Source organism: Billgrantia lactosivorans, assembly GCF_003254665.1.
Lineage (GTDB): Bacteria > Pseudomonadota > Gammaproteobacteria > Pseudomonadales > Halomonadaceae > Halomonas > Halomonas lactosivorans.
The window spans coordinates 26012-42946 of the sequence record NZ_QHGY01000010.1 but is presented as its reverse complement, the minus strand read 5'-3'; the positions used below and the strand labels follow the sequence as shown (position 1 = coordinate 42946).

19 protein-coding genes and 1 pseudogene are annotated in these 16935 nt (G+C 68.1%); 8 read left to right on the top strand and 12 right to left on the bottom strand.

Features of this window, described 5'->3' with window-relative positions:
* Positions 1–65: 65 nt before the first annotated feature.
* The gene (locus tag DIS04_RS16480) at positions 66–479 is read left to right on the top strand and encodes a PaaI family thioesterase (protein WP_111414879.1); all 414 of its coding nucleotides are present in this window, start codon (positions 66–68) and stop codon (positions 477–479) included.
* Here DIS04_RS16480 and DIS04_RS16475 read toward each other — a convergent pair.
* Positions 455–859: a DUF423 domain-containing protein gene (locus DIS04_RS16475; RefSeq protein WP_111414878.1), complete on the bottom strand. Its 405-nt coding sequence runs from the start codon at positions 857–859 to the stop codon at positions 455–457. The two genes, DIS04_RS16480 and DIS04_RS16475, sit on opposite strands and share 25 nt — an antisense overlap.
* Positions 860–965: 106 nt before the next feature.
* Here DIS04_RS16475 and thiS point away from each other — a divergent pair, with 106 nt between their 5' ends.
* Genes thiS through trmB form a run of 3 tightly spaced genes read left to right on the top strand, consistent with a single transcriptional unit; the run spans position 966 to position 2772 of the window.
* The gene (gene thiS / locus DIS04_RS16470; protein ID WP_111414877.1) at positions 966–1166 is read left to right on the top strand and encodes a sulfur carrier protein ThiS; all 201 of its coding nucleotides are present in this window, start codon (positions 966–968) and stop codon (positions 1164–1166) included.
* A 43-nt stretch (positions 1167–1209) separates the two neighbouring features.
* Entirely contained in the window at positions 1210–2007 is a 798-nt protein-coding gene (locus DIS04_RS16465) for a thiazole synthase (RefSeq protein WP_111414876.1), read from the top strand.
* A 24-nt stretch (positions 2008–2031) separates the two neighbouring features.
* Positions 2032–2772 (top strand): tRNA (guanosine(46)-N7)-methyltransferase TrmB, encoded by a 741-nt coding sequence (gene trmB / locus DIS04_RS20785; protein WP_111414875.1) that lies wholly within the window; start codon positions 2032–2034, stop codon positions 2770–2772.
* A 10-nt stretch (positions 2773–2782) separates the two neighbouring features.
* Here trmB and DIS04_RS16455 read toward each other — a convergent pair.
* Positions 2783–3637: pseudogene (locus tag DIS04_RS16455) on the bottom strand (DMT family transporter); the annotation flags it as partial.
* 88 nt (positions 3638–3725) lie between these two features.
* Here DIS04_RS16455 and DIS04_RS16450 point away from each other — a divergent pair.
* Positions 3726–4634, top strand: a complete 909-nt coding sequence (locus DIS04_RS16450) for a LysR family transcriptional regulator (RefSeq protein WP_111414938.1) — start codon at positions 3726–3728, stop codon at positions 4632–4634.
* 546 nt (positions 4635–5180) lie between these two features.
* On the opposite strand, the gene DIS04_RS16445 is transcribed toward DIS04_RS16450, so the two are convergent.
* Complete coding sequence (locus DIS04_RS16445; RefSeq protein ID WP_111414937.1) at positions 5181–6098, bottom strand: AEC family transporter; 918 nt, start codon at positions 6096–6098, stop codon at positions 5181–5183.
* Positions 6099–6225: 127 nt separating this feature from the next.
* Here DIS04_RS16445 and DIS04_RS16440 point away from each other — a divergent pair, with 127 nt between their 5' ends.
* Complete coding sequence (locus DIS04_RS16440) at positions 6226–6738, top strand: hypothetical protein (RefSeq protein WP_111414873.1); 513 nt, start codon at positions 6226–6228, stop codon at positions 6736–6738.
* Complete coding sequence (locus DIS04_RS16435; protein ID WP_111414872.1) at positions 6735–7328, top strand: SCO family protein; 594 nt, start codon at positions 6735–6737, stop codon at positions 7326–7328. The genes DIS04_RS16440 and DIS04_RS16435 overlap by 4 nt, the downstream gene beginning before the upstream one ends.
* A 41-nt stretch (positions 7329–7369) precedes the next feature.
* On the opposite strand, the gene DIS04_RS16430 is transcribed toward DIS04_RS16435, so the two are convergent.
* From DIS04_RS16430 to DIS04_RS16400, 7 genes are all read right to left on the bottom strand, one after another.
* A complete protein-coding gene (locus DIS04_RS16430; RefSeq protein WP_111414871.1) occupies positions 7370–8401 on the bottom strand; it encodes a prolyl oligopeptidase family serine peptidase in 1032 nt (343 codons plus the stop codon).
* Between the two features lie 10 nt (positions 8402–8411).
* Positions 8412–9095: a BamJ family beta-barrel-assembly machinery protein gene (locus DIS04_RS16425; protein WP_111414870.1), complete on the bottom strand. Its 684-nt coding sequence runs from the start codon at positions 9093–9095 to the stop codon at positions 8412–8414.
* Between the two features lie 160 nt (positions 9096–9255).
* Positions 9256–9699 (bottom strand): universal stress protein, encoded by a 444-nt coding sequence (locus tag DIS04_RS16420; protein ID WP_111414869.1) that lies wholly within the window; start codon positions 9697–9699, stop codon positions 9256–9258.
* 32 nt (positions 9700–9731) lie between these two features.
* Complete coding sequence (locus tag DIS04_RS16415; RefSeq protein WP_111414868.1) at positions 9732–11015, bottom strand: TRAP transporter large permease; 1284 nt, start codon at positions 11013–11015, stop codon at positions 9732–9734.
* A gap of 30 nt (positions 11016–11045) precedes the next feature.
* The gene (locus DIS04_RS16410) at positions 11046–11624 is read right to left on the bottom strand and encodes a TRAP transporter small permease (protein WP_111414867.1); all 579 of its coding nucleotides are present in this window, start codon (positions 11622–11624) and stop codon (positions 11046–11048) included.
* Positions 11625–11783: 159 nt separating this feature from the next.
* Positions 11784–12806 (bottom strand): TRAP transporter substrate-binding protein, encoded by a 1023-nt coding sequence (locus DIS04_RS16405; protein ID WP_111414866.1) that lies wholly within the window; start codon positions 12804–12806, stop codon positions 11784–11786.
* Between the two features lie 102 nt (positions 12807–12908).
* The gene (locus DIS04_RS16400) at positions 12909–13433 is read right to left on the bottom strand and encodes a TIGR02444 family protein (protein ID WP_111414865.1); all 525 of its coding nucleotides are present in this window, start codon (positions 13431–13433) and stop codon (positions 12909–12911) included.
* Positions 13434–13511: 78 nt separating this feature from the next.
* Between DIS04_RS16400 and DIS04_RS16395 the strand changes: the two genes are divergently transcribed.
* Entirely contained in the window at positions 13512–15464 is a 1953-nt protein-coding gene (locus DIS04_RS16395; RefSeq protein ID WP_111414864.1) for an ATP-binding cassette domain-containing protein, read from the top strand.
* Between the two features lie 84 nt (positions 15465–15548).
* Here DIS04_RS16395 and dtd read toward each other — a convergent pair whose 3' ends face one another.
* Together dtd and DIS04_RS16385 are read right to left on the bottom strand one after the other, a co-directional pair.
* Positions 15549–15986 carry a D-aminoacyl-tRNA deacylase gene (gene dtd / locus DIS04_RS16390; RefSeq protein ID WP_111414863.1) on the bottom strand — a complete coding sequence of 146 codons (438 nt, stop codon included), beginning with the start codon at positions 15984–15986 and terminating at the stop codon, positions 15549–15551.
* 64 nt (positions 15987–16050) lie between these two features.
* Positions 16051–16896, bottom strand: coding sequence for a universal stress protein (locus DIS04_RS16385; RefSeq protein WP_111414862.1), 846 nt, complete (start codon positions 16894–16896; stop codon positions 16051–16053).
* Between the last annotated feature and the right edge of the window lie 39 nt (positions 16897–16935).

Sequence of the window (16935 nt, the reverse complement as noted above, 5' to 3'; positions counted from 1 at the left end):
GGGCGGAAGGGTTGGCTTGCGTTATCTTGAGCCTCGCTTCCATCGCCTACTGCCAGGAGAGTCTCATGCCCGTGATGACCGCCGCCGCCATCGAGGATTTTCTCGACGAGGTCTTCCCCCAGCGCGCCGGCACCATCGAGGCGGTCGATCACATGCGGGCGACCATGAGCCTGGCCATCGAGGACGAGCACCTGCGCCCGGGCTCCAGCGTTTCCGGGCCGACCATGATGGGGCTCGCCGACGTCTGCCTCTACGTGGCGATCCTGGCCCAGATCGGCCCCGAGCCGATGGCCGTGACCACCGACCTCAACTGCCATTTCCTGCGCCGCGCCCGCGGCGACCGCGACCTGATCGCCAACGCCCGCGTGATCAAGCTGGGCCGGCGCCTGGCGGTGGGCGAGGTGCAGCTGTTCTCCGCCGGCGACGAGCGCCCGGTGGCCCACGTCACCGCCACCTACGCCATCCCCGACTCCGACTGAGCGGGGCGCCCGGCGCGCAGCGCAGAGACGGCCAGCGCCAGCCAGCCGGCGATCATCAGCACGCCGCCGAACGGCGTGATCATGCCCAGGCCGCGCAGCCCGGTGAGTGCCAGCGCATAGAGGGAGCCGGAGAACAGCAGCATTCCCGCTGTCCAAAGGCCGAGCACGAGGTACTGGCCGCGGGAGGGACGTGCGGCGCGCCAGCCCAGCACGCCGAGCATCGCCAGGGTGTGCCACATCTGGTAGTGCACCCCGGTCTCGAAGGCTGCCGCCAGCCGTTCGGGCAGCTGGCCCTGCAGGGCATGGGCGGCGAAGGCGCCCGCCATCACCGCCAGCGCGCCCGAGAGCGCCGCCAGGCACCACCAACCGCGATCGTGCATCGTGTCTCGCCTCCTGTGGGCAGGGGATAGCCGCCTACCGTACCGCGGGGGGCGCGAAGGGGCTACAATATCGGCCCGCGACACCCGTCAACGTGGAGAGGACGCCATGCAGATCCAGCTCAACGGCGAGGCCCGCGACCTGGCCCCCGGCCTCACGGTGGCGCAGTTGGTCGACAGCCTAGGTCTGAGCGGACGGCGCATCGCCGTCGAGCGCAACGAGGAGATCGTGCCGAAGAGCGAGCACGACACCACGCCCCTGACCGACGGCGACCGTATCGAGATCGTCCACGCCATCGGCGGCGGCTAGTCCCTCGCCCGACCGTTTCCCGACCCCGACAAAGGCTCATGCGATGACAGACATCTACCAGGACCAACCGCTGCGGATTGCCGGCCACGCCTTCTCTTCCCGCCTGCTGGTCGGCACCGGCAAGTACAAGGATTTCGACGAGACGGCCGAGGCCATCGCCGCCTCGGGCGCCGAGGTGGTCACCTTCGCCGTGCGCCGCACCAATCTCGGCCAGGAGGCCGGGCAGCCCAACCTGCTCGACGTGGTGCCGCCGGAACGCTTCACCCTGCTGCCCAACACCGCCGGCTGCTATACCGCCAAGGATGCCGTGCGCACCTGCAAGCTGGCGCGCGAGCTGCTCGACGGCCACAAGCTGGTCAAGCTCGAGGTACTGGGCGACGACTCGACCCTCTATCCCAACGTGGTCGAGACCCTCGCGGCGGCGGAGGAGTTGATCAAGGACGGCTTCGACGTGATGGTCTACACCAGCGACGACCTCATCGTGGCCAAGGAGCTCGAGCGCCTGGGCTGCTGCGCGATCATGCCGCTGGGCTCGCTGATCGGCTCCGGCCACGGCATCCAGAACCCGCACAACATCCGCCTGATCATCGAACAGGCCGGCGTGCCGGTGCTGGTCGATGCCGGCATCGGCACCGCTTCCGACGCCGCCATGGCGATGGAGCTGGGCTGCGACGGCGTGCTGATGAACTCGGCCATCGCCCACGCACGCCAGCCAATCCTGATGGCCAGCGCCATGAAGAAGGCCGTCGAGGCCGGGCGCGAGGCCTTCCTCGCCGGGCGCATGCCGCGTCGCCAGAGCGCCGACCCCTCCTCGCCCTTTGCCGGCCGCATCAACGGCTGAACCACCGGAGCAACAGCGAATTCCATGAGTGACCCGCAACGCGACACCGCCACCACCGGCCCGGAGGGGCCGGAAGCCCCGCTGCATCGTCGCGGCATCAAGAGCTACGTGCTGCGCGCTGGGCGCATGACCCAGGCCCAGACCCGCGGGCTGGAAGAGGTCTGGCCGAGGCTGGGTTTGACCCTGGCCGACGGGCGCCAGGACCTCGACGCCCTGTTCGGGCGCCGGGCGCCGCGGGTGGTGGAGGTCGGCTTCGGCATGGGGGCCTCGCTGATCGAGCAGGCCGAGACCCACCCCGATACCGACTTCATCGGCATCGAGGTGCATGCCCCGGGGGTGGGCAAGCTGCTCGACGAGGCCGACAAGCGCGGCCTGACCAACCTCCGCGTCTATCGCGAGGACGCCCTGGCGGTACTCGAGCAGTGCCTGCCGGAGGCCAGTATCGACACCCTGCAGCTGTTCTTCCCCGACCCCTGGCCGAAGAAGAAGCACCACAAGCGGCGCATCGTCCAGCCCGCCTTCGTCGCGCTGATCCGCACGCGGCTGAAGCCCGGCGGCAGGCTGCACATGGCCACCGACTGGCAGGCTTACGCCGAGTGGATGGCCGAGGTGATGGCGGCCGCTCCCGGCTTCGTCAATACGGCGTCGCCCGAGACGGCGCCCTATGTGCCGCGTCCGGCGTTTCGCCCGCTGACCAAGTTCGAGGCACGCGGTGCGCGCCTGGGACACGGCGTGTGGGACCTGATCTTCGCGCGCTGCGAATAGCCAGGCCGGCGCCCACCCCGGCGAGTGCCATTCCCGTCAGCCCGACCGGGCCGAGGCGCTCGCCGAACATCGCCGCGGCCCAGACCAGGGTCACGGCGGGGGTGAGGTGCACCAGCGCCGAGGTCCGCGTGACGCCGAGCCGGCGCAGGCTGGCGACGAAGAAGCCGTAGCCGCCCAGGCTCGACAGCACCACCAGCCAGCCCAGCGTGGCCAGCAGGGGCGTCTCGAACCGCGGCGGCGGCAGGGGAGCGCCCTCGGCCACCAGGGCCGCCAGCAGGAAGATGCCGCTGGCCGCGAGCAGCTGGGCCAGCAGCGCGGCCGATAGCGGCATGGCGGGTGCCTGACGCACCGCCAGCACGCTGCCGAGCGTGACCGAGGCCACCGACAGCAGCGGCAGCAGGTAGGCCCAGCCCGGTGCGCCCAGCGAGCGCTGCATGTCATCGCCCACGCACAGCGCCACGCCCAGGGTGGCGATTCCCATCCCCAGCCAGCCGGCCCCTCCCAGGCGCTCGCCCAGCCAGCGCCCGGCCAGGGCCGCCGCCAGCAGCGGCTGCAGGGCGGTGATCAGCGCCGCGATGCCGGCGCTCACGCCGAGGTCGATGGCGAGGATCACCCCCAGCAGGTAGCCGCCCATGGTCAGGCTGCCCACGGCCATCTCGCGACGCATCTCGCGGACCCTCGGCAGCGCGCCGAGCGCCAGGCGGCACCATAGCGCCACCAGCACGGTGGCGAGCAGGAAGCGCCAGGCGAACAGGGTGAGCACCGGGGTCTCGAGGGCGCTGGCGAGCCGGCCGCCGACGAAGCCGGAACTCCAGCACACCACGAAACCGGCCGCGATCAGCAGCGAGAGGAGTTGGGCTGGCATCGTCGTGATCCTCCTTGTCAGGGTGGACTTGAGCTTGCCGCCCATACCGGCTTCAATGAAGCGATATTCCTTGCAGGCAGGTTTCAAGATGGCTGAAGTCTCGACGGCGACGCTGGATCTCGAGCTGCTGCGCAGCTTCCTGGCGGCGGCACGGCTCGGCTCACTGGCGGCGGCGGCCGAACAGCGGCACCGCACCGTCAGCGCCGTCAGCATGCAGATCAAGCGCCTGGAGTCGCTGCTCGATACGCGGCTGCTGGAGCGTGGCCCGCGTGGTGTCGTGCCGACGGCCACGGGCGAGGCGCTGCTGCAGGAGGCGCGCGAGCTGTTGCGCATGCACGACGGTATCGTCGCCCGCTACGCAGGATGCGGCCTGCGCGGCAAGGTGCGTTTCGGCCTGCCCGAGGACTACGCCCGTGAACTGCTCGGCGATGTGCTGCCCGAGTTCACCGCGCGTCACCCCGAGGTGCTGCTGCAGGCGGTAACGGCCACCAGCGGCGAGCTGGCGCGTCAGCTGGGGCGCTCGCGGCTGGACCTGGCGGTGGTGCTGGACCGCCCCGTCCCGCTGGCCGGCGGTGAGCCGCTATGGCGCACCACGCCGGTATGGGCCGCGCCGCGGGCCGCCAACCTGACCGAGCGGGCCAGCCTGCCGCTGGCCCTGCACGAGGTCGACTGCCCCTACCGGACGCTGGCGAGCGAGGCGCTGGAGCGGCTGGGCAGGCCCTGGCACGCGGTATTCACCAGCACCAGCATCCACGCCATCGAGCGCGCGGTGGAGACGGGCCTGGCGATCAGCGTGCTCGACCGCGAGCGGCTGACCCCGGCCATGCGCGAGCTGGGCGAGGCTGAAGGATTGCCCGTGCTTGGGCGCTGCGAGGCGCGGCTGCACGTCGCCCGCCTCGTCGAGCCCGGCTCTCGGCCCGCCATGGAAGCCCTGGCCGACCTGCTGCGCGAGCGCCTGCGCGGGCGCGGCCCCTGGCGCGGCGCCGGCGCGGGGTGATGGGCGGGCAGGCGCAGGCAAGACTCTGATCTTGTAAAAAGCAGCAATGAGGAGTGTTGTCTCGACAAAAAAGCGCCTCCAGAGGAGGCGCAGGCGAGACCCTGATCTTGTAAAAAGCAGCAATGAGGGGTGTTTTCTGAACAAAAAGGCGCCTCCAGAGGAGGCGCAGGCGAGACCCTGATCTTGTAAAAAGCAGCAATGAGGAGTGTTGTCTCGACAAAAATAGCGCCTCCAGAGGAGGCGCAGGCGAGGCCCTGATCTTGTAAAAAGCAGCAATGAGGGGTGTTTTCTGAACAAAAAGGCGCCGCCCGAGGAGGCGCAGGCGAGACCCTGATCTTGTAAAAAGCAGCAATGAGGAGTGTTGTCTCGACAAAAAAAGCGCCTCCAGAGGAGGCGCAGGCAAGACCGTGACTAGCAATGAGGGGGAGAAACCATAGCGGGAAACTGGCGGTTCCCCTAATGGCCGTGGTGCCTCATCAACACCACGCCTTCAATGTAATCCATTCTCATTATCGGTGTCAACACGAATGCGAACGTTTTTTATTATCAGCTTCCGGCCAGGTGCAGCCAGGCGGGCAGCGTGAGCATGGCGAGCAGCGTCTGGCCGGTGATCAGGGCGGCCATCAGCTCGGCATCGCCGCCCAGCTGGCGTGCCAGGATATAGGCCGAGGTGGCGGTGGGCAGGGCGGCGAACAGCAGCGCCACGTCGCGGCTCACGGCATCCAGCCCCAGCAGCAGCGCCACGCCGAACACCAGCGCCGGCATCAGCACCAGCTTGACCAGATTGGCCGCCCACACGCCGCGGTCCAGCCGCAGCAGCGCCTGCGGGCGCAGCGCAACGCCGACCGCGACCAGGCCGAGCGGCAGGGCGGCTTGCCCCAGCAGTGCCACCGCCGTGCCGCTCCAGCCGGGCAGGCCGATGCCCGACAGGTTGAGGCCGATGCCGGCCAGGCAGGCGAGAATCAATGGGTTGCGTACCAGCGCCGCCAGGCTCCTGCCCAGGCTGGAGGGTCCGAGCGTGCCGGCGGCGATGAAGCTGGCGACGCACAGCACGTTGACGATCGGTACCATCAGCGCCACGGCGACCGCCGCCACGGTGGCGCCGGCGGAACCGTGCAGGGCGGCGGCGCCGGCGACCCCCACGTAGGTGTTGAAGCGCAGCGCCCCCTGGAACACCGAGGTGAAGGCCGCGGCCGGCAGCCCCAGCCTCGCTTGCGTCGCCCACAGCAGTGCGGCGAACAGCAGCATGCCGCCCAGCAGGGCCAGCGCGAGGCGGAACACGGGCACTTCGCCCACGTTGGCGTTCGCCAGGGTGGCAACCAGCATGGCGGGGAACAGCAGGAAGTAGATCACCTTCTCCAGTTGTACCCAGAACTCGCCGTTCGGCTGGCGCAGCCGGCCCAGCGCGGCGCCGAGCAGGATCAGCAGGAACAGGGGGCCCAGTGCATCGGCGACGCCTTGCATATCGGTATCCTTCTGGCCGTTGGCCATTAAATGAGCGTTAAACCCTGCGACAACGGTACACGCCTGGCCGCAAGAAAAATGCTGTTAAGCTTACCGCTCTATCCGTTGAAGTGCTGCCTCCGCCGCCATGCCCTCACCCTCCCTGCCCGATGCGGGCGAATCCCGTTTCCCGAGGCTGCGCCTGATGATGCTGGCCACGCTGTTGACTCTCAGCGTGGCGCTCTGGTACCTGGCGGCGCATCTCCTGCGTGGCGAATCCGATGTCGACTGGCACCTCGCCAGCCGCCCCTGCGACCTGCATCAGGCGGCCTGTCGTGCCAGCCTCGGCGACGGGCGCAGCCTCAGCCTCGGGATCGACGCCCCAGGGGCGATCCGCGCCCTGGAGCTGCTGCCGTTGACGGTACAGGTGGAGGGTGTCGAGGTGCTGTCGGCCAGTGTCGAGTTCGTCGGCCGCGGCATGGACATGGGCTTGCATCGCTTTCCCTTGAGCGAGCAGGATAGTGGGCGTTTCGAGGGGGTTGGCCAGGTGCCGATCTGCACCGAATCGGTCATGCCCTGGCAGGCGCGTGTGGTGGTGGAAACCCCGCAAGGGCGGTTGGGAAGCCGATTCGATTTCACGGTGGAGCGGAGTGTGCCATGAGGCGGCAACGGATCTGGATGGGGCTGGCTGCGCTGGTCGCGGTGGCGGCTCTCGGCGTGCTGTACGGCTATCAGCAGTTGCACCGGGCCGGGGAGGACGGCCCGCGAGGGGGGCCGGTGGAGCTGCCCTCGACCCAGGGCGATTTCTCGCTGACCCAGCTCGAGGACGACCAGCTGGCCGTGCTCTTCTTCGGCTACACCTACTGCCCCGATGTCTGCCCGATGAGCATGTCGGTCATGCGCCAAGTGATGCAGGGGCTGGACGAGGAGCAGCGGCGCCGCGTGGTCCCGCTGCTGGTTTCGCTGGATCCCGAGCGCGATACGCTCGAGCGCCTCGACGAGTACGTGGGCTTTTTCGGCGAAGCCTTCATCGGCGCCAGCGGCAGCCAGGAGCAGCTCGAGGAGCTGACGCGGCGCTATGACGTGAAGTGGCGCCGGGTAGAGGCGCCTGACTCGGCGATGGAGTACACCATCGACCACACCTCGTCGCTGTTCCTGGTCGATCGTGACGGCAAGATCCTTCAGCGAGTGCTCTACTCGCCGACGCCGCACGCGCTGCGTGCGGCGCTGGAACAAGAGCTCGGCGAATAGGAGCGTTCGTCGCCGCACCTGGCCGGCCGCTGCCCGGACGGCTACTCTTCCGGCGCTTCCTCGAGGCGTTCGATCATGGCCATCAGGGCCTTCACCTGAGTGCCTTCGCGGGTGTCGTGCAGCGGGTCGAGCTGCCAGGTGCTCTCGGCAAAGCCCCACCAGTCCCAGCAGCCCTGGGGGTTGGCCAGGCTGGTACTGGCCTGGGGATAGAGCACGATGCGGCGGTTGGCCGCGGCCCATTCGTTGAGTCCGCTGTGTTGCACGAAGGCCTCGTCGATCTGCTCCTCGCCCATGCCGCAGCCGTGCAGCGCCACGGTCAGGCTGCAGCCTCCCGACTCGCACTCCTCGGGGACCAGCACGTAGCCGGCATCGGCCAGGCCGCGGGCCTCGAACGGGGCCTGGTCGAAGCGTAGCAGCTGGGCCGATGGCGTCTCGGCGGGAGGCTCCAGCGCGCCGTGCAGCCAGCGCAACGCCTCGCCGGCGATATCCATGCCGCAGGCCAGCACGTGGGTACCGCCGCCGCCGCGGCACTGGGCCAGCTGAGTGGGGGGGATGCGCTCGTCGGCCTCGATCGGCCAGCCATGGCCGATGTCGGGCGACTGGAGCAGCTTCAGCTGCTTCTCGGGATCGGCCAGCCAACCGGACAGCTGCTCGGCCAGCGCCCTGCCGAGCGAGGGGTCCACCACGCTGTCCGCCTCCCCATGCCAGACGAAGGCGCGCAGCTCGGCGAGATCGTCGGCCTCGCCCACCAGGCCGCGCGCCTGGTAGTCGCGCAGGCGTACGTCGAGCGCATCGAGATCGGGGCTCCCTCGGCGCTGCGACATGCACTGACCGAGCGCCTGCCCGAGGCCGCCCTGGGCGCAGCTCCACGGGCCCGCGGCGAGCACGGCCACGCCCCGGAACCGCTCGGGCCAGGCGACGGCCAGCTGGGTGGCCATGTAGCCCCCCGAGGAGATGCCGATCACGCTGCTGTCGCCCGGATCGATGCCAAGCCCGGGCAGCGCCGGCAGCCGATCGTCGGCATGGGCGACCGACGCCAGCAGCGCGGTCGCCAGTAACGGCAGGATTCTCATGCGCGTGCTGTCACTCCATGACCTCGATCAGCTCGACGCGGAAGATCAGCGTCTCGTTGGGCCCGATGGGGCCCTGGCCCTGGGCGCCGTAGCCGAGCTCGGGGGGGACGAAGAGCATCCAGGTGTCGCCGACGCTCATCAGCTGCAGCGCCTCCTGCCATCCCTCGATCACCTGGTCCACCCGAAAGCTCAGCGGCTGGCCGCGATCGAAGGAGCTGTCGAACACCGTACCGTCGACCAGGGTGCCCTCGTAGTGCACCTCGACATGGGAACTCGGCCCGGGGCTCTCGCCATCGCCCTCTTCCAGCACCTCGTACTGCAGTCCCGAGTCGGTGGTGGTGACATCTTCGCGCTCTGCATTCTCCTCCAGGAAGGCCTTGCCCTCGGCCAGGTTGCGCTCGGCCATCTCCTCGGCCTCGGCCTGGCGATTGGCCAGCGCGTTTTCCTGGAACTGGCTCAGGGTCTCGGCCATTTCATCCGCTTCCATGGCCAGGTCGTTGCCCTCGATGAGGTCGCGGATGGCGTCGGTGAAGGCCTCGACGTCGAGGTCGGGATACTCCTGGGCAATGCTCTGGCCGTAGGCGACGCCCAGGCTGTAGCTGAGGCGCTCGTCCTCTGTCTCCGGCGCAGCCAGAACGGATGGCGCCGCAACCACCAGCGCAGCCAGGGAGGCGGAAGTCAGCAGAATCTTCATGCAGAGTCCTATCGATTGGTCATTGGGGCGGCGTGCAACAGTATTCGGACCCTATCAGGGCGGGGCCGGTTCCGCACTTGCCGAACGGAACCGCGTCGCGGGCGCAGACCACCGGCGCGGGGCCGGTGCCGACCTTGCCGCACGGAACCGTGCCGCGGACTCACACTACCAGGGTGGGGCAGTGGGCGGAGCCCGCCACGCGCTGGGCCACGCTGCCCAGCAGCAGGCTCTTCTCGCCGTTGGTGCCCTGGGCACCGATCACGATCAGGTCGCACTCCCGCTTGCGCGCGAAACGCACGATGGTACGCGAAGGGCGCCCGCCCTTGACGAAGGCGCGCAGCCTGGCCGGGTCGGCCCCCAGCTCCACGGCCTCGCTCTTGGCGTGCACGGCGACCTCGGTGGCGTACTCCTTCAGGGCGTCATCGGGGATGTCGAGCCGAGCAGGCCGCACCATGGAGAGCGACGCCTCCAGCAGGCTGTGGTGCTTGAACACGCACAGGATGTAGAGCTCGGCACCGGTCAGCAGGTGCAGGCCCACGGCCTTCTCCAGCGCCTTCAGAGCCCCCTTGGAACCATCCACCGGTACCAGTATGCGGTTGAACATCACTGCCTCCTCAACATCGGTCGGCTCCGCCCTCAGACGTACGCCACGTCACGCAGGAACAGGGCGATCTGGGGGAACATGATCAGCAGCGCCGCGGCCAGGATCAGGATGAAGATGAAGGGCGGGGTACCCTTGATCACGTCCCAGTAGGGCCGCTTGAAGATGGCGATGGCGGTGAAGATGTCGCAGCCGAAGGGTGGCGTCGCCGAGCCGATGGCTACCTGCAGGGTAATCAGGATGCCTACCAGCACCGGGTCGAGGCCGGTGGCCTCGATCGCCGGGGTGAAGATAGGCGTCAGCACCAGGATGACCACGATGGGGTCGACGAACATGCAGGCGACGAAGAACGCCACGCAGATGGCGATCAGCACCCCGGTGGGCCCCGCCTCGTCGATGCCCACCGCGGCCAGGATCTCCTGGGGGATCTGGGCGAAGGAGATGATCCAGGAGAAACCATTGCCTACCGCCACCAGGATGAACACCACCGCGGTGATCAGGCCGGTGGACTTGGCAATGGCGTAGATGTCACGCAGGCCGAGCGAGCGGAACACCACGAACTCCAGCAGCACGGCATAGAGCACGCAGGCGGCGGCGGCCTCGGTGGGGCTGAAGACGCCGCCGTAGATGCCCCCGACGATGATCACGGGGAAGCCCAGCGGCCACAGGGCGTCGCGTATGGCCAGGGCGCGCTCGCGCCAGCTGGACCTGGGCTCGGTGGGGACGTCGCGGACCACGGCGTAGATCATGCTGTAGATCGCGAACATGAGCAGGATCAGCAGCCCCGGTCCGATGCCGGCGATGAACAGCTCGCCGATTGAGGTGCCCGAAATGACGCCGTAGATGATCATGCCGATGCTCGGCGGAATCAGGAAGGCGATGTCGCTGGCATTGATGATCAGGGCCAGGGTGAAGGAGTCCGAGTAGCCGGCCTTGAGCATCCGCGGCCGCAGCGGCGAGCCAACCGCCACCACGGTGGCCTGGGTCGAACCCGAGACGGCGCCGAACAGGGTGCAGGAAGCCGCGGTGCTGACCGCCAGGCCCCCCTTGATGTGGCCGATGAAGGCCATGACCATGTTGATCAGGCGCTCGGCGGACTGGCCTCGGGTCATGATGTCGGCGGCGAGGATGAACATCGGCACCGCAATCAGCGAGGTGGGCCGGATCCCCGCCATCATCTGCTGGATCAGCGTGTCCATCTGGCCGAGCCCATTGAACATCATGAAGAAGCCGAGGGCCGCGGCGGTGGCCAGCGGGATCATCATGGGGAAGCCCAGCAGCAGCAGGACTATCATCGTGGCGATCATTATTGTCGTCATAGTGTGCTCTCCTGGGCACAGCGCCCTGCGTCAGACTTCCGTTTCCGTATCCTTGTAGCCATCGACCACCACGGTGGACAGGTAGACATCACGGGACGTGACATTCTTGATGGCCGTGAGCAGGTACTGGGTGCCGGTCACGGCGAAGCCGATGGGCACCCAGAGATAGATCAGGTAGACGGGGACTCCCAGCGATGGCAGCACCCTCCCCTTGCCGTAAAGGTCGAGGATGTAGACGACGGAGTAGTAGCAGAGGAAGAACATCACCAGCGAGGTGAACAGGGCGATGAGCACCATGAGCACGCGCCTGCCTCCCAGCGGCAAGGCATCGTAGATGGCCGACATGCGGATGTGACGGCCGTGTCGCGCGGCATAGCCGATCCCGGCGAAGGTGATCATCACGATCAGGATGCGATTGACCTCCTCCGAGAAGAACAGGCTCGAGCCGAACACGAAGCGGCCGATCACGTTGGCGACGGTATTGATCGCCATCAGCAGGACACCCAGCGCCAGGATCACCGCTTCGGCCTTGCTGATGGCGGTGTCGATCTTGCCCAAAAACCCCGGCATGCCGGAGCGATAATTCCGTTCGGAGTCTTCTTCTGTCATGGCGGCTACTCCCAGTTCAGGCGTTACGCCGTAACGATCCGTGCCGATGCAGTCTAACCCTCGCCCGGGGCGCGAAGGTCAACGCTGGGTGCACGGTAGCGGCCGGCAAACGACGGGGGGCAGCCGTAGCTGCCCCCCCAAGCGCGGTATCGACCGCGGTCAGTCTTGCTGGACGGCTTCCAGGTCGGCCTTGAACTGCTCCAGCAGCTCCTTGCCACCGTCGCCGGTCATCTCGAGGAACTCCTCCTCGACCTGCGGGGCACGCTCGCGGAAGGCCTCGATCTGGTCTTCATCGAGGCGGGTCACGGTGCAGTCGTCACCGCACTCCTCCTCGATCTTGGCCAGCGCTTCCTCGGCCAGGCCCGTAATGTGCTCGATGGTGTGATCGTAGGCCGCCTCGGCAGCTTCCTGCACCAGCTCCTTGTCCTCGTCGGACAGGCCATCGTAGAACTCCTGGTTGGCCATCATGGCGGTGGTGAACCAGCCATGGCCGGTGAAGGTCAGGTGAGGGGAGACCTCGTAGAGGCCGCCGGATTCGATCCAGAAGATCGGGTTCTCCTGACCGTCGATCACGCCGGTCTGCAGGCCGCCGTAGACCTCGCCCCAGGGCAGCGGTGTCGGCGTCGCGCCGAAGGCCCGATAGGTCTCGGAGAGCAGCGGGTTGGTCATGGTGCGGATCTTCTTGTCCTCGAAGTCCTCCGGCGAGCTGACCGGCTCGTCGGTGGTGATGACCATCTCGCCTTCCGGATACATCTTGAGCAGCTCGAGCCCCTGCTCGGCGTAGAGCTCGGGGAACATCTCGTTGATGGCCTTGCTCTCGTCGAAGAACTCGAGAACGGTCTCTTCGTCGGTAGGCAGCAGGTAGGGGATGAAGAAGATCTGAGCTTCGGGGATCAGCGAACCGGTGAAGCCGGGAGACTGGTTGACGAATTGGAGGATGCCGTTCTGGGTCTGCTCCATGATGTCGTCGGATTCACCCAGCTCGCCGAAACGGTAGATCGTGACGGTGTGGTCGGAATTTTCCTCGATATACTCCTTGAAGGCGACAGCAAAGACATCCTGGACGTCATCTTCGTATTCTTCGTGGGCGTATTTCCATTCGGCGGCCTGGGCGGCGGCCGCCATGCCGAATACCAGAGCGCCCATGCCGGCGGTAGTCAATAGTTTCGTCGTTGCCTTCATTCTTTTGTTCTCCTCGCAAATTGGCCCGTGAAAAAAGCGCAACATCAACAGGCATCGATAGCCACAAAAGGCTACACAACTTTTTTCAGGCTAGCGTGCCGCCTACAGAGGGTCAAGGCGGTATTCGAGGGTTTGGATTGCCAAAAGTTGCGCTTTTTTCTGTAATTTCCAGCGACTTGCCAAGGAAATTTCGAGGCTTGGAGCGGCTGCGGGGAGGGGGATCAGCTCCACCGCCTGGGCGGCGAGGGATTGCAGGCGCTCCAGGGTTTCGCGCTCGGCGGCGAGCTCGGCCCGCTGGATGCGTCGACGCACCTCGGCGACGCCGCTGCCGTGGGCGGCCTCGGCCTTCAGCCGACGCCGCAGGCCACGCAACGGTCGCGTGACCTCCTGCTGCCAGCGGCGAACGTCCGCGAGCCCGGGGGGATCCTCGGCCAGGGTCAGGCCGTGGCGGTAGAGCCAGCAGAGCCACAGCAGCTCGCACACGTCGACGCCCGCTTCGTCCTGCAACCGCAGGCATGCGGCCTCCACCCCGGGTCGCGCGTAGAAGGCCAGGGCAAAGTCCCACAGCGGATCGGCGGATAATCCGAGCCGCAGAGAGGCGGTCGTTACGGTAGAATCGTCACCCATGATCGGCGGTCGTCGGCGGCTGTCTCGATAGCGAGCGGAAGCGACGACCGCACTCCTGTATTGCCAGTTGGAGCCTGCATGATTGCACTGCGCCAGGTTGCCCTGCAACGCGGCACCCAGACCCTGCTCGAGGACGCCGAGCTGACCCTGCACGCCGGCCACAAGGCCGGCATCGTCGGCCCCAACGGCGCCGGCAAGTCCAGCCTGTTCGGCCTGCTGCTGGGCACGCTCGGGCCCGACCGCGGCGAGGTCGAGCTGAGCGGCGGGCAGCGCATCGCCCACATGGCCCAGGAGGTCGACGCACTGGAGCGCGCCATCGTCGACTACGTGCTCGACGGCGATCGCGAGCTGCGCCAGGCCGAGTCGGCGCTGGAGGCGGCGCGTCAGCGCGGCGACGCCCACCGCGAGGCCGAGCTGCACGGGGTCATCGAGGCGCTGGACGGCTACAGCGCCCCGTCGCGCGCCGCCCAGCTGCTGATCGGGCTGGGCTTCACCCAGGCCGACCTGACGCGGCCGCTGTCGGCGTTTTCCGGCGGTTGGCGCATGCGCGCCAACCTGGCGCGCACCCTATTCATGCCCTCGGACCTGCTGCTGCTCGACGAGCCCACCAACCACCTCGACCTCGACGCCCTGCTGTGGCTGGAGCAATGGCTGACGCGCTACCCCGGCACGCTGCTGCTGATCTCCCACGACCGCGACTTCCTCGACGCGGTGTGCGACCACATCGTCCACTTCGACCGGCGTCGACTGGTGCTCTACCGCGGCAACTACTCCACCTTCGAGCGCACTCGTGCCGAGAAGCTGGCCCTGCAGCAGGCCGAGGCGGCCAAGCAGCAGGCGCGGCGCGAGGAGATCGAACGCTTCGTGGCACGCTTCAAGGCCAAGGCGAGCAAGGCGCGCCAGGCGCAGAGCCGCATGAAGATGCTCGAGCGCATGGGCGACATCGCCGTGGCCCATGCCGACTCGCCGTTCCACTTCACCATTCCGGCCTCGGACAAGACCTCGCACCCGCTGCTGGTGCTGGATCAGGCCCGGCTCGGCTACCGCAGCGCGGCGGGCGAGGAGAGGGTCCAGCTCGACGAGGTCAAGCTGACCCTGCTGCCCGGCCAGCGGATCGGCCTGCTGGGTCCCAACGGCGCCGGCAAGTCGACCCTGATCAAATCGCTGACCGGTGAGCTGCCGCTGCTCGCCGGGCGGCGCATCCCGGGCGAGCACCTCGCCGTCGGCTACTTCGCCCAGCACCAGCTCGAGGGGCTCGACATGGCGGCCACGCCGTTCATGCACGTGCAGCGGCTATCGCCCAGCGCCAGCGACCAGGCGATCCGCACCTTCCTCGGCGGCTTCGGCTTCCAGGGCGACGACGCCTTCGGCGAGGTGGGGCGTTTCTCCGGCGGCGAGAAGGCGCGCCTGGCGCTGGCCCTGGTGGCGTGGCGCAAGCCCAACCTGCTGCTGCTCGACGAGCCCACCAACCACCTCGACCTGGAGATGCGCGAGGCACTCACCGAGGCCCTGGCCAGCTTCGAGGGCACGGTGATCCTGGTCTCCCACGACCGCCACCTGCTGCGCGCCACCGTCGACGAGTTCTGGAAGGTGGCCGACCACCGTGTCGAGCCCTTCGACGGCGACCTGGAGGACTACCGCGCCTGGCTCAAGGCGCGGCTCGAGGGCGAGCGGCGCGAGGCGCGGGCCGACAAGGCCGAGCGCCAGGCGGAGAGTGCCGCGCCCCGCGAGGACCGCAAGGCGAGCCGCCGTGCCGCCGCCGAGCTGCGCGAGAAGCTGCGCCCGCTGAAAAAGGCGCGCGACCGCGCCGAGCAGGCCATGGAGAAGGCCCAGGGCGAGCTCGCTGTAGTGGAAGAGGCGCTGGCCGAGGCCGAGCTCTACACCGACCCGGCGCGCAAGGCCGAGCTCACCGAGCGGCTGGCCCGCCAGGGCGAGCTGAAGTCGCGACTGGCAGAGTTGGAAGCCGAATGGCTGGCCGCCGAGGAGGCGCTCGAGGCGATGGAGGCGGAGCTGCTGGAAAGCGGGGCCTGACAGACGCCGGGCAAGACATTACGGCAGCCAATGGCTGCTTTGCCTTGGCCTTGCCTAGGCGAGCGGCGCCGGGGACAGGCCCCTTCAACTCTCCAGCAGAAACGTCACCGGCCCGTCGTTGATCAGCTCGACCTGCATGTTGGCGGCAAACTCGCCGCTGGCAACTTTCGGCCAGGTCGCTTCGGCGCGATCGAGCAGGTAGTGGAACAGCCGCTCGCCGTCGGCCGGCGGCGCGGCGCTGGAGAAGCTCGGCCGTAGCCCCTTGCGGGTGTCGGCGGCCAGGGTGAACTGCGAGACCAGCAGCAGCCCGCCGTCGACCTGCTGCAGGTCGAGGTTCATCTTGCCCGCCGCGTCGCTGAACACCCGATAGTGCAGCAGCTTGTGCAGCAGGCGCTCGGCGGCGGCCTCGTCGTCGCCCTTCTCCACCCCCACCAGCGCCAGCAGGCCGTGGTCGATGGCGCCGACTCTGCGCCCCTCCACCGTGACGCTGGCGCGACGCACGCGCTGTATCAGGGCCTTCATGCGGCGAGCTTCCCCTTTCTGACCATGAATTTGCCGGAAAGGGTATCACGCCCGAAAGAGGTTGTTACCAGGCGCGGCACAGCATGATGTCGCAATGCGGCTCCGCCAGCAGCGCCTCGGTGATATGGCTGTGGCGCCCCAGCTGGCCGCGGCTGCTCAGGGCCAGCAGGTCGGGCGGCTGACGCCGCAGCCGGGTGAGCAGCACCTCGAGCGGCTCGCCCTGCTCGAGCACCAGCTCCACCTCCGGGACGCTGTCGAGCTCGCCGATCAGCTGGTCGGTCTCGCGTTCGAGCTGGCAGCGCAGGCGCTCCACCTCGCGATCGCGCCAGCGGGCGTAATCGTTGTCCGAGCCGAGCTCGCGTTCGCCGGGGATGTCCCAGGCGTGAAGCAGGGTCAGGCGCGCCTCGGGGAAGCGCTTGAGCGCCTCGCGCAGGGTGTTGCGACTGGCCAGCGAGAAATCGACCGGTACCAGGATCTCCTGCCAGTCGCGATTGGCCGGCTGGGTGGCCGACAGCACCGGGCAGGGCGCGCTACGCAGCACTCGCGCCAGGGTGGTGCCGGCGACCAGGTCGGGCTGGCCGCGCTTGCGGTGGGCGCCGAGCACGATCATGTCCACCTCGCGGTCGTGTGCCTCGCGGATGATCTCGGCATAGGTGGCGCCGGCCACCGTCTGCAGCAACACGCTCGGCTCCGGCAACGCATAGTCCTCGCGCACGTCCGTCAGGATGGCCTGCATGTCGGCCACCACGGCCTCTTCCAGGTCGTGCAGCACCCGGCGGGGCAGGTAGGGGTCGAGCACGTGGATGACGTCGAGGCGCGCACCGTTCTCGTTGGCCAGGCGAATGGCGCGGGCGAAGGCGGCACGATTCTCGGCCGAGAGGTCGCAGGCAAACAGCAGGGTCTGAGTCATCGAAGTCTCTCCGTTGCGGGTGAGCCTGGCAGGACAGAC

What these genes read in the sequence shown, in the direction of transcription:
- DIS04_RS16480 (WP_111414879.1), top strand. Translation starts at nt 66, where the DNA reads ATGCCCGTGATGACCGCCGCCGCCATCGAGGATTTTCTCGACGAGGTC.
- DIS04_RS16475 (WP_111414878.1), bottom strand. Translation starts at nt 859, where the DNA reads ATGCACGATCGCGGTTGGTGGTGCCTGGCGGCGCTCTCGGGCGCGCTG.
- thiS (WP_111414877.1), top strand. Translation starts at nt 966, where the DNA reads ATGCAGATCCAGCTCAACGGCGAGGCCCGCGACCTGGCCCCCGGCCTC.
- DIS04_RS16465 (WP_111414876.1), top strand. Translation starts at nt 1,210, where the DNA reads ATGACAGACATCTACCAGGACCAACCGCTGCGGATTGCCGGCCACGCC.
- trmB (WP_111414875.1), top strand. Translation starts at nt 2,032, where the DNA reads ATGAGTGACCCGCAACGCGACACCGCCACCACCGGCCCGGAGGGGCCG.
- DIS04_RS16450 (WP_111414938.1), top strand. Translation starts at nt 3,726, where the DNA reads ATGGCTGAAGTCTCGACGGCGACGCTGGATCTCGAGCTGCTGCGCAGC.
- DIS04_RS16445 (WP_111414937.1), bottom strand. Translation starts at nt 6,098, where the DNA reads ATGCAAGGCGTCGCCGATGCACTGGGCCCCCTGTTCCTGCTGATCCTG.
- DIS04_RS16440 (WP_111414873.1), top strand. Translation starts at nt 6,226, where the DNA reads ATGCCCTCACCCTCCCTGCCCGATGCGGGCGAATCCCGTTTCCCGAGG.
- DIS04_RS16435 (WP_111414872.1), top strand. Translation starts at nt 6,735, where the DNA reads ATGAGGCGGCAACGGATCTGGATGGGGCTGGCTGCGCTGGTCGCGGTG.
- DIS04_RS16430 (WP_111414871.1), bottom strand. Translation starts at nt 8,401, where the DNA reads ATGAGAATCCTGCCGTTACTGGCGACCGCGCTGCTGGCGTCGGTCGCC.
- DIS04_RS16425 (WP_111414870.1), bottom strand. Translation starts at nt 9,095, where the DNA reads ATGAAGATTCTGCTGACTTCCGCCTCCCTGGCTGCGCTGGTGGTTGCG.
- DIS04_RS16420 (WP_111414869.1), bottom strand. Translation starts at nt 9,699, where the DNA reads ATGTTCAACCGCATACTGGTACCGGTGGATGGTTCCAAGGGGGCTCTG.
- DIS04_RS16415 (WP_111414868.1), bottom strand. Translation starts at nt 11,015, where the DNA reads ATGACGACAATAATGATCGCCACGATGATAGTCCTGCTGCTGCTGGGC.
- DIS04_RS16410 (WP_111414867.1), bottom strand. Translation starts at nt 11,624, where the DNA reads ATGACAGAAGAAGACTCCGAACGGAATTATCGCTCCGGCATGCCGGGG.
- DIS04_RS16405 (WP_111414866.1), bottom strand. Translation starts at nt 12,806, where the DNA reads ATGAAGGCAACGACGAAACTATTGACTACCGCCGGCATGGGCGCTCTG.
- DIS04_RS16400 (WP_111414865.1), bottom strand. Translation starts at nt 13,433, where the DNA reads ATGGGTGACGATTCTACCGTAACGACCGCCTCTCTGCGGCTCGGATTA.
- DIS04_RS16395 (WP_111414864.1), top strand. Translation starts at nt 13,512, where the DNA reads ATGATTGCACTGCGCCAGGTTGCCCTGCAACGCGGCACCCAGACCCTG.
- dtd (WP_111414863.1), bottom strand. Translation starts at nt 15,986, where the DNA reads ATGAAGGCCCTGATACAGCGCGTGCGTCGCGCCAGCGTCACGGTGGAG.
- DIS04_RS16385 (WP_111414862.1), bottom strand. Translation starts at nt 16,896, where the DNA reads ATGACTCAGACCCTGCTGTTTGCCTGCGACCTCTCGGCCGAGAATCGT.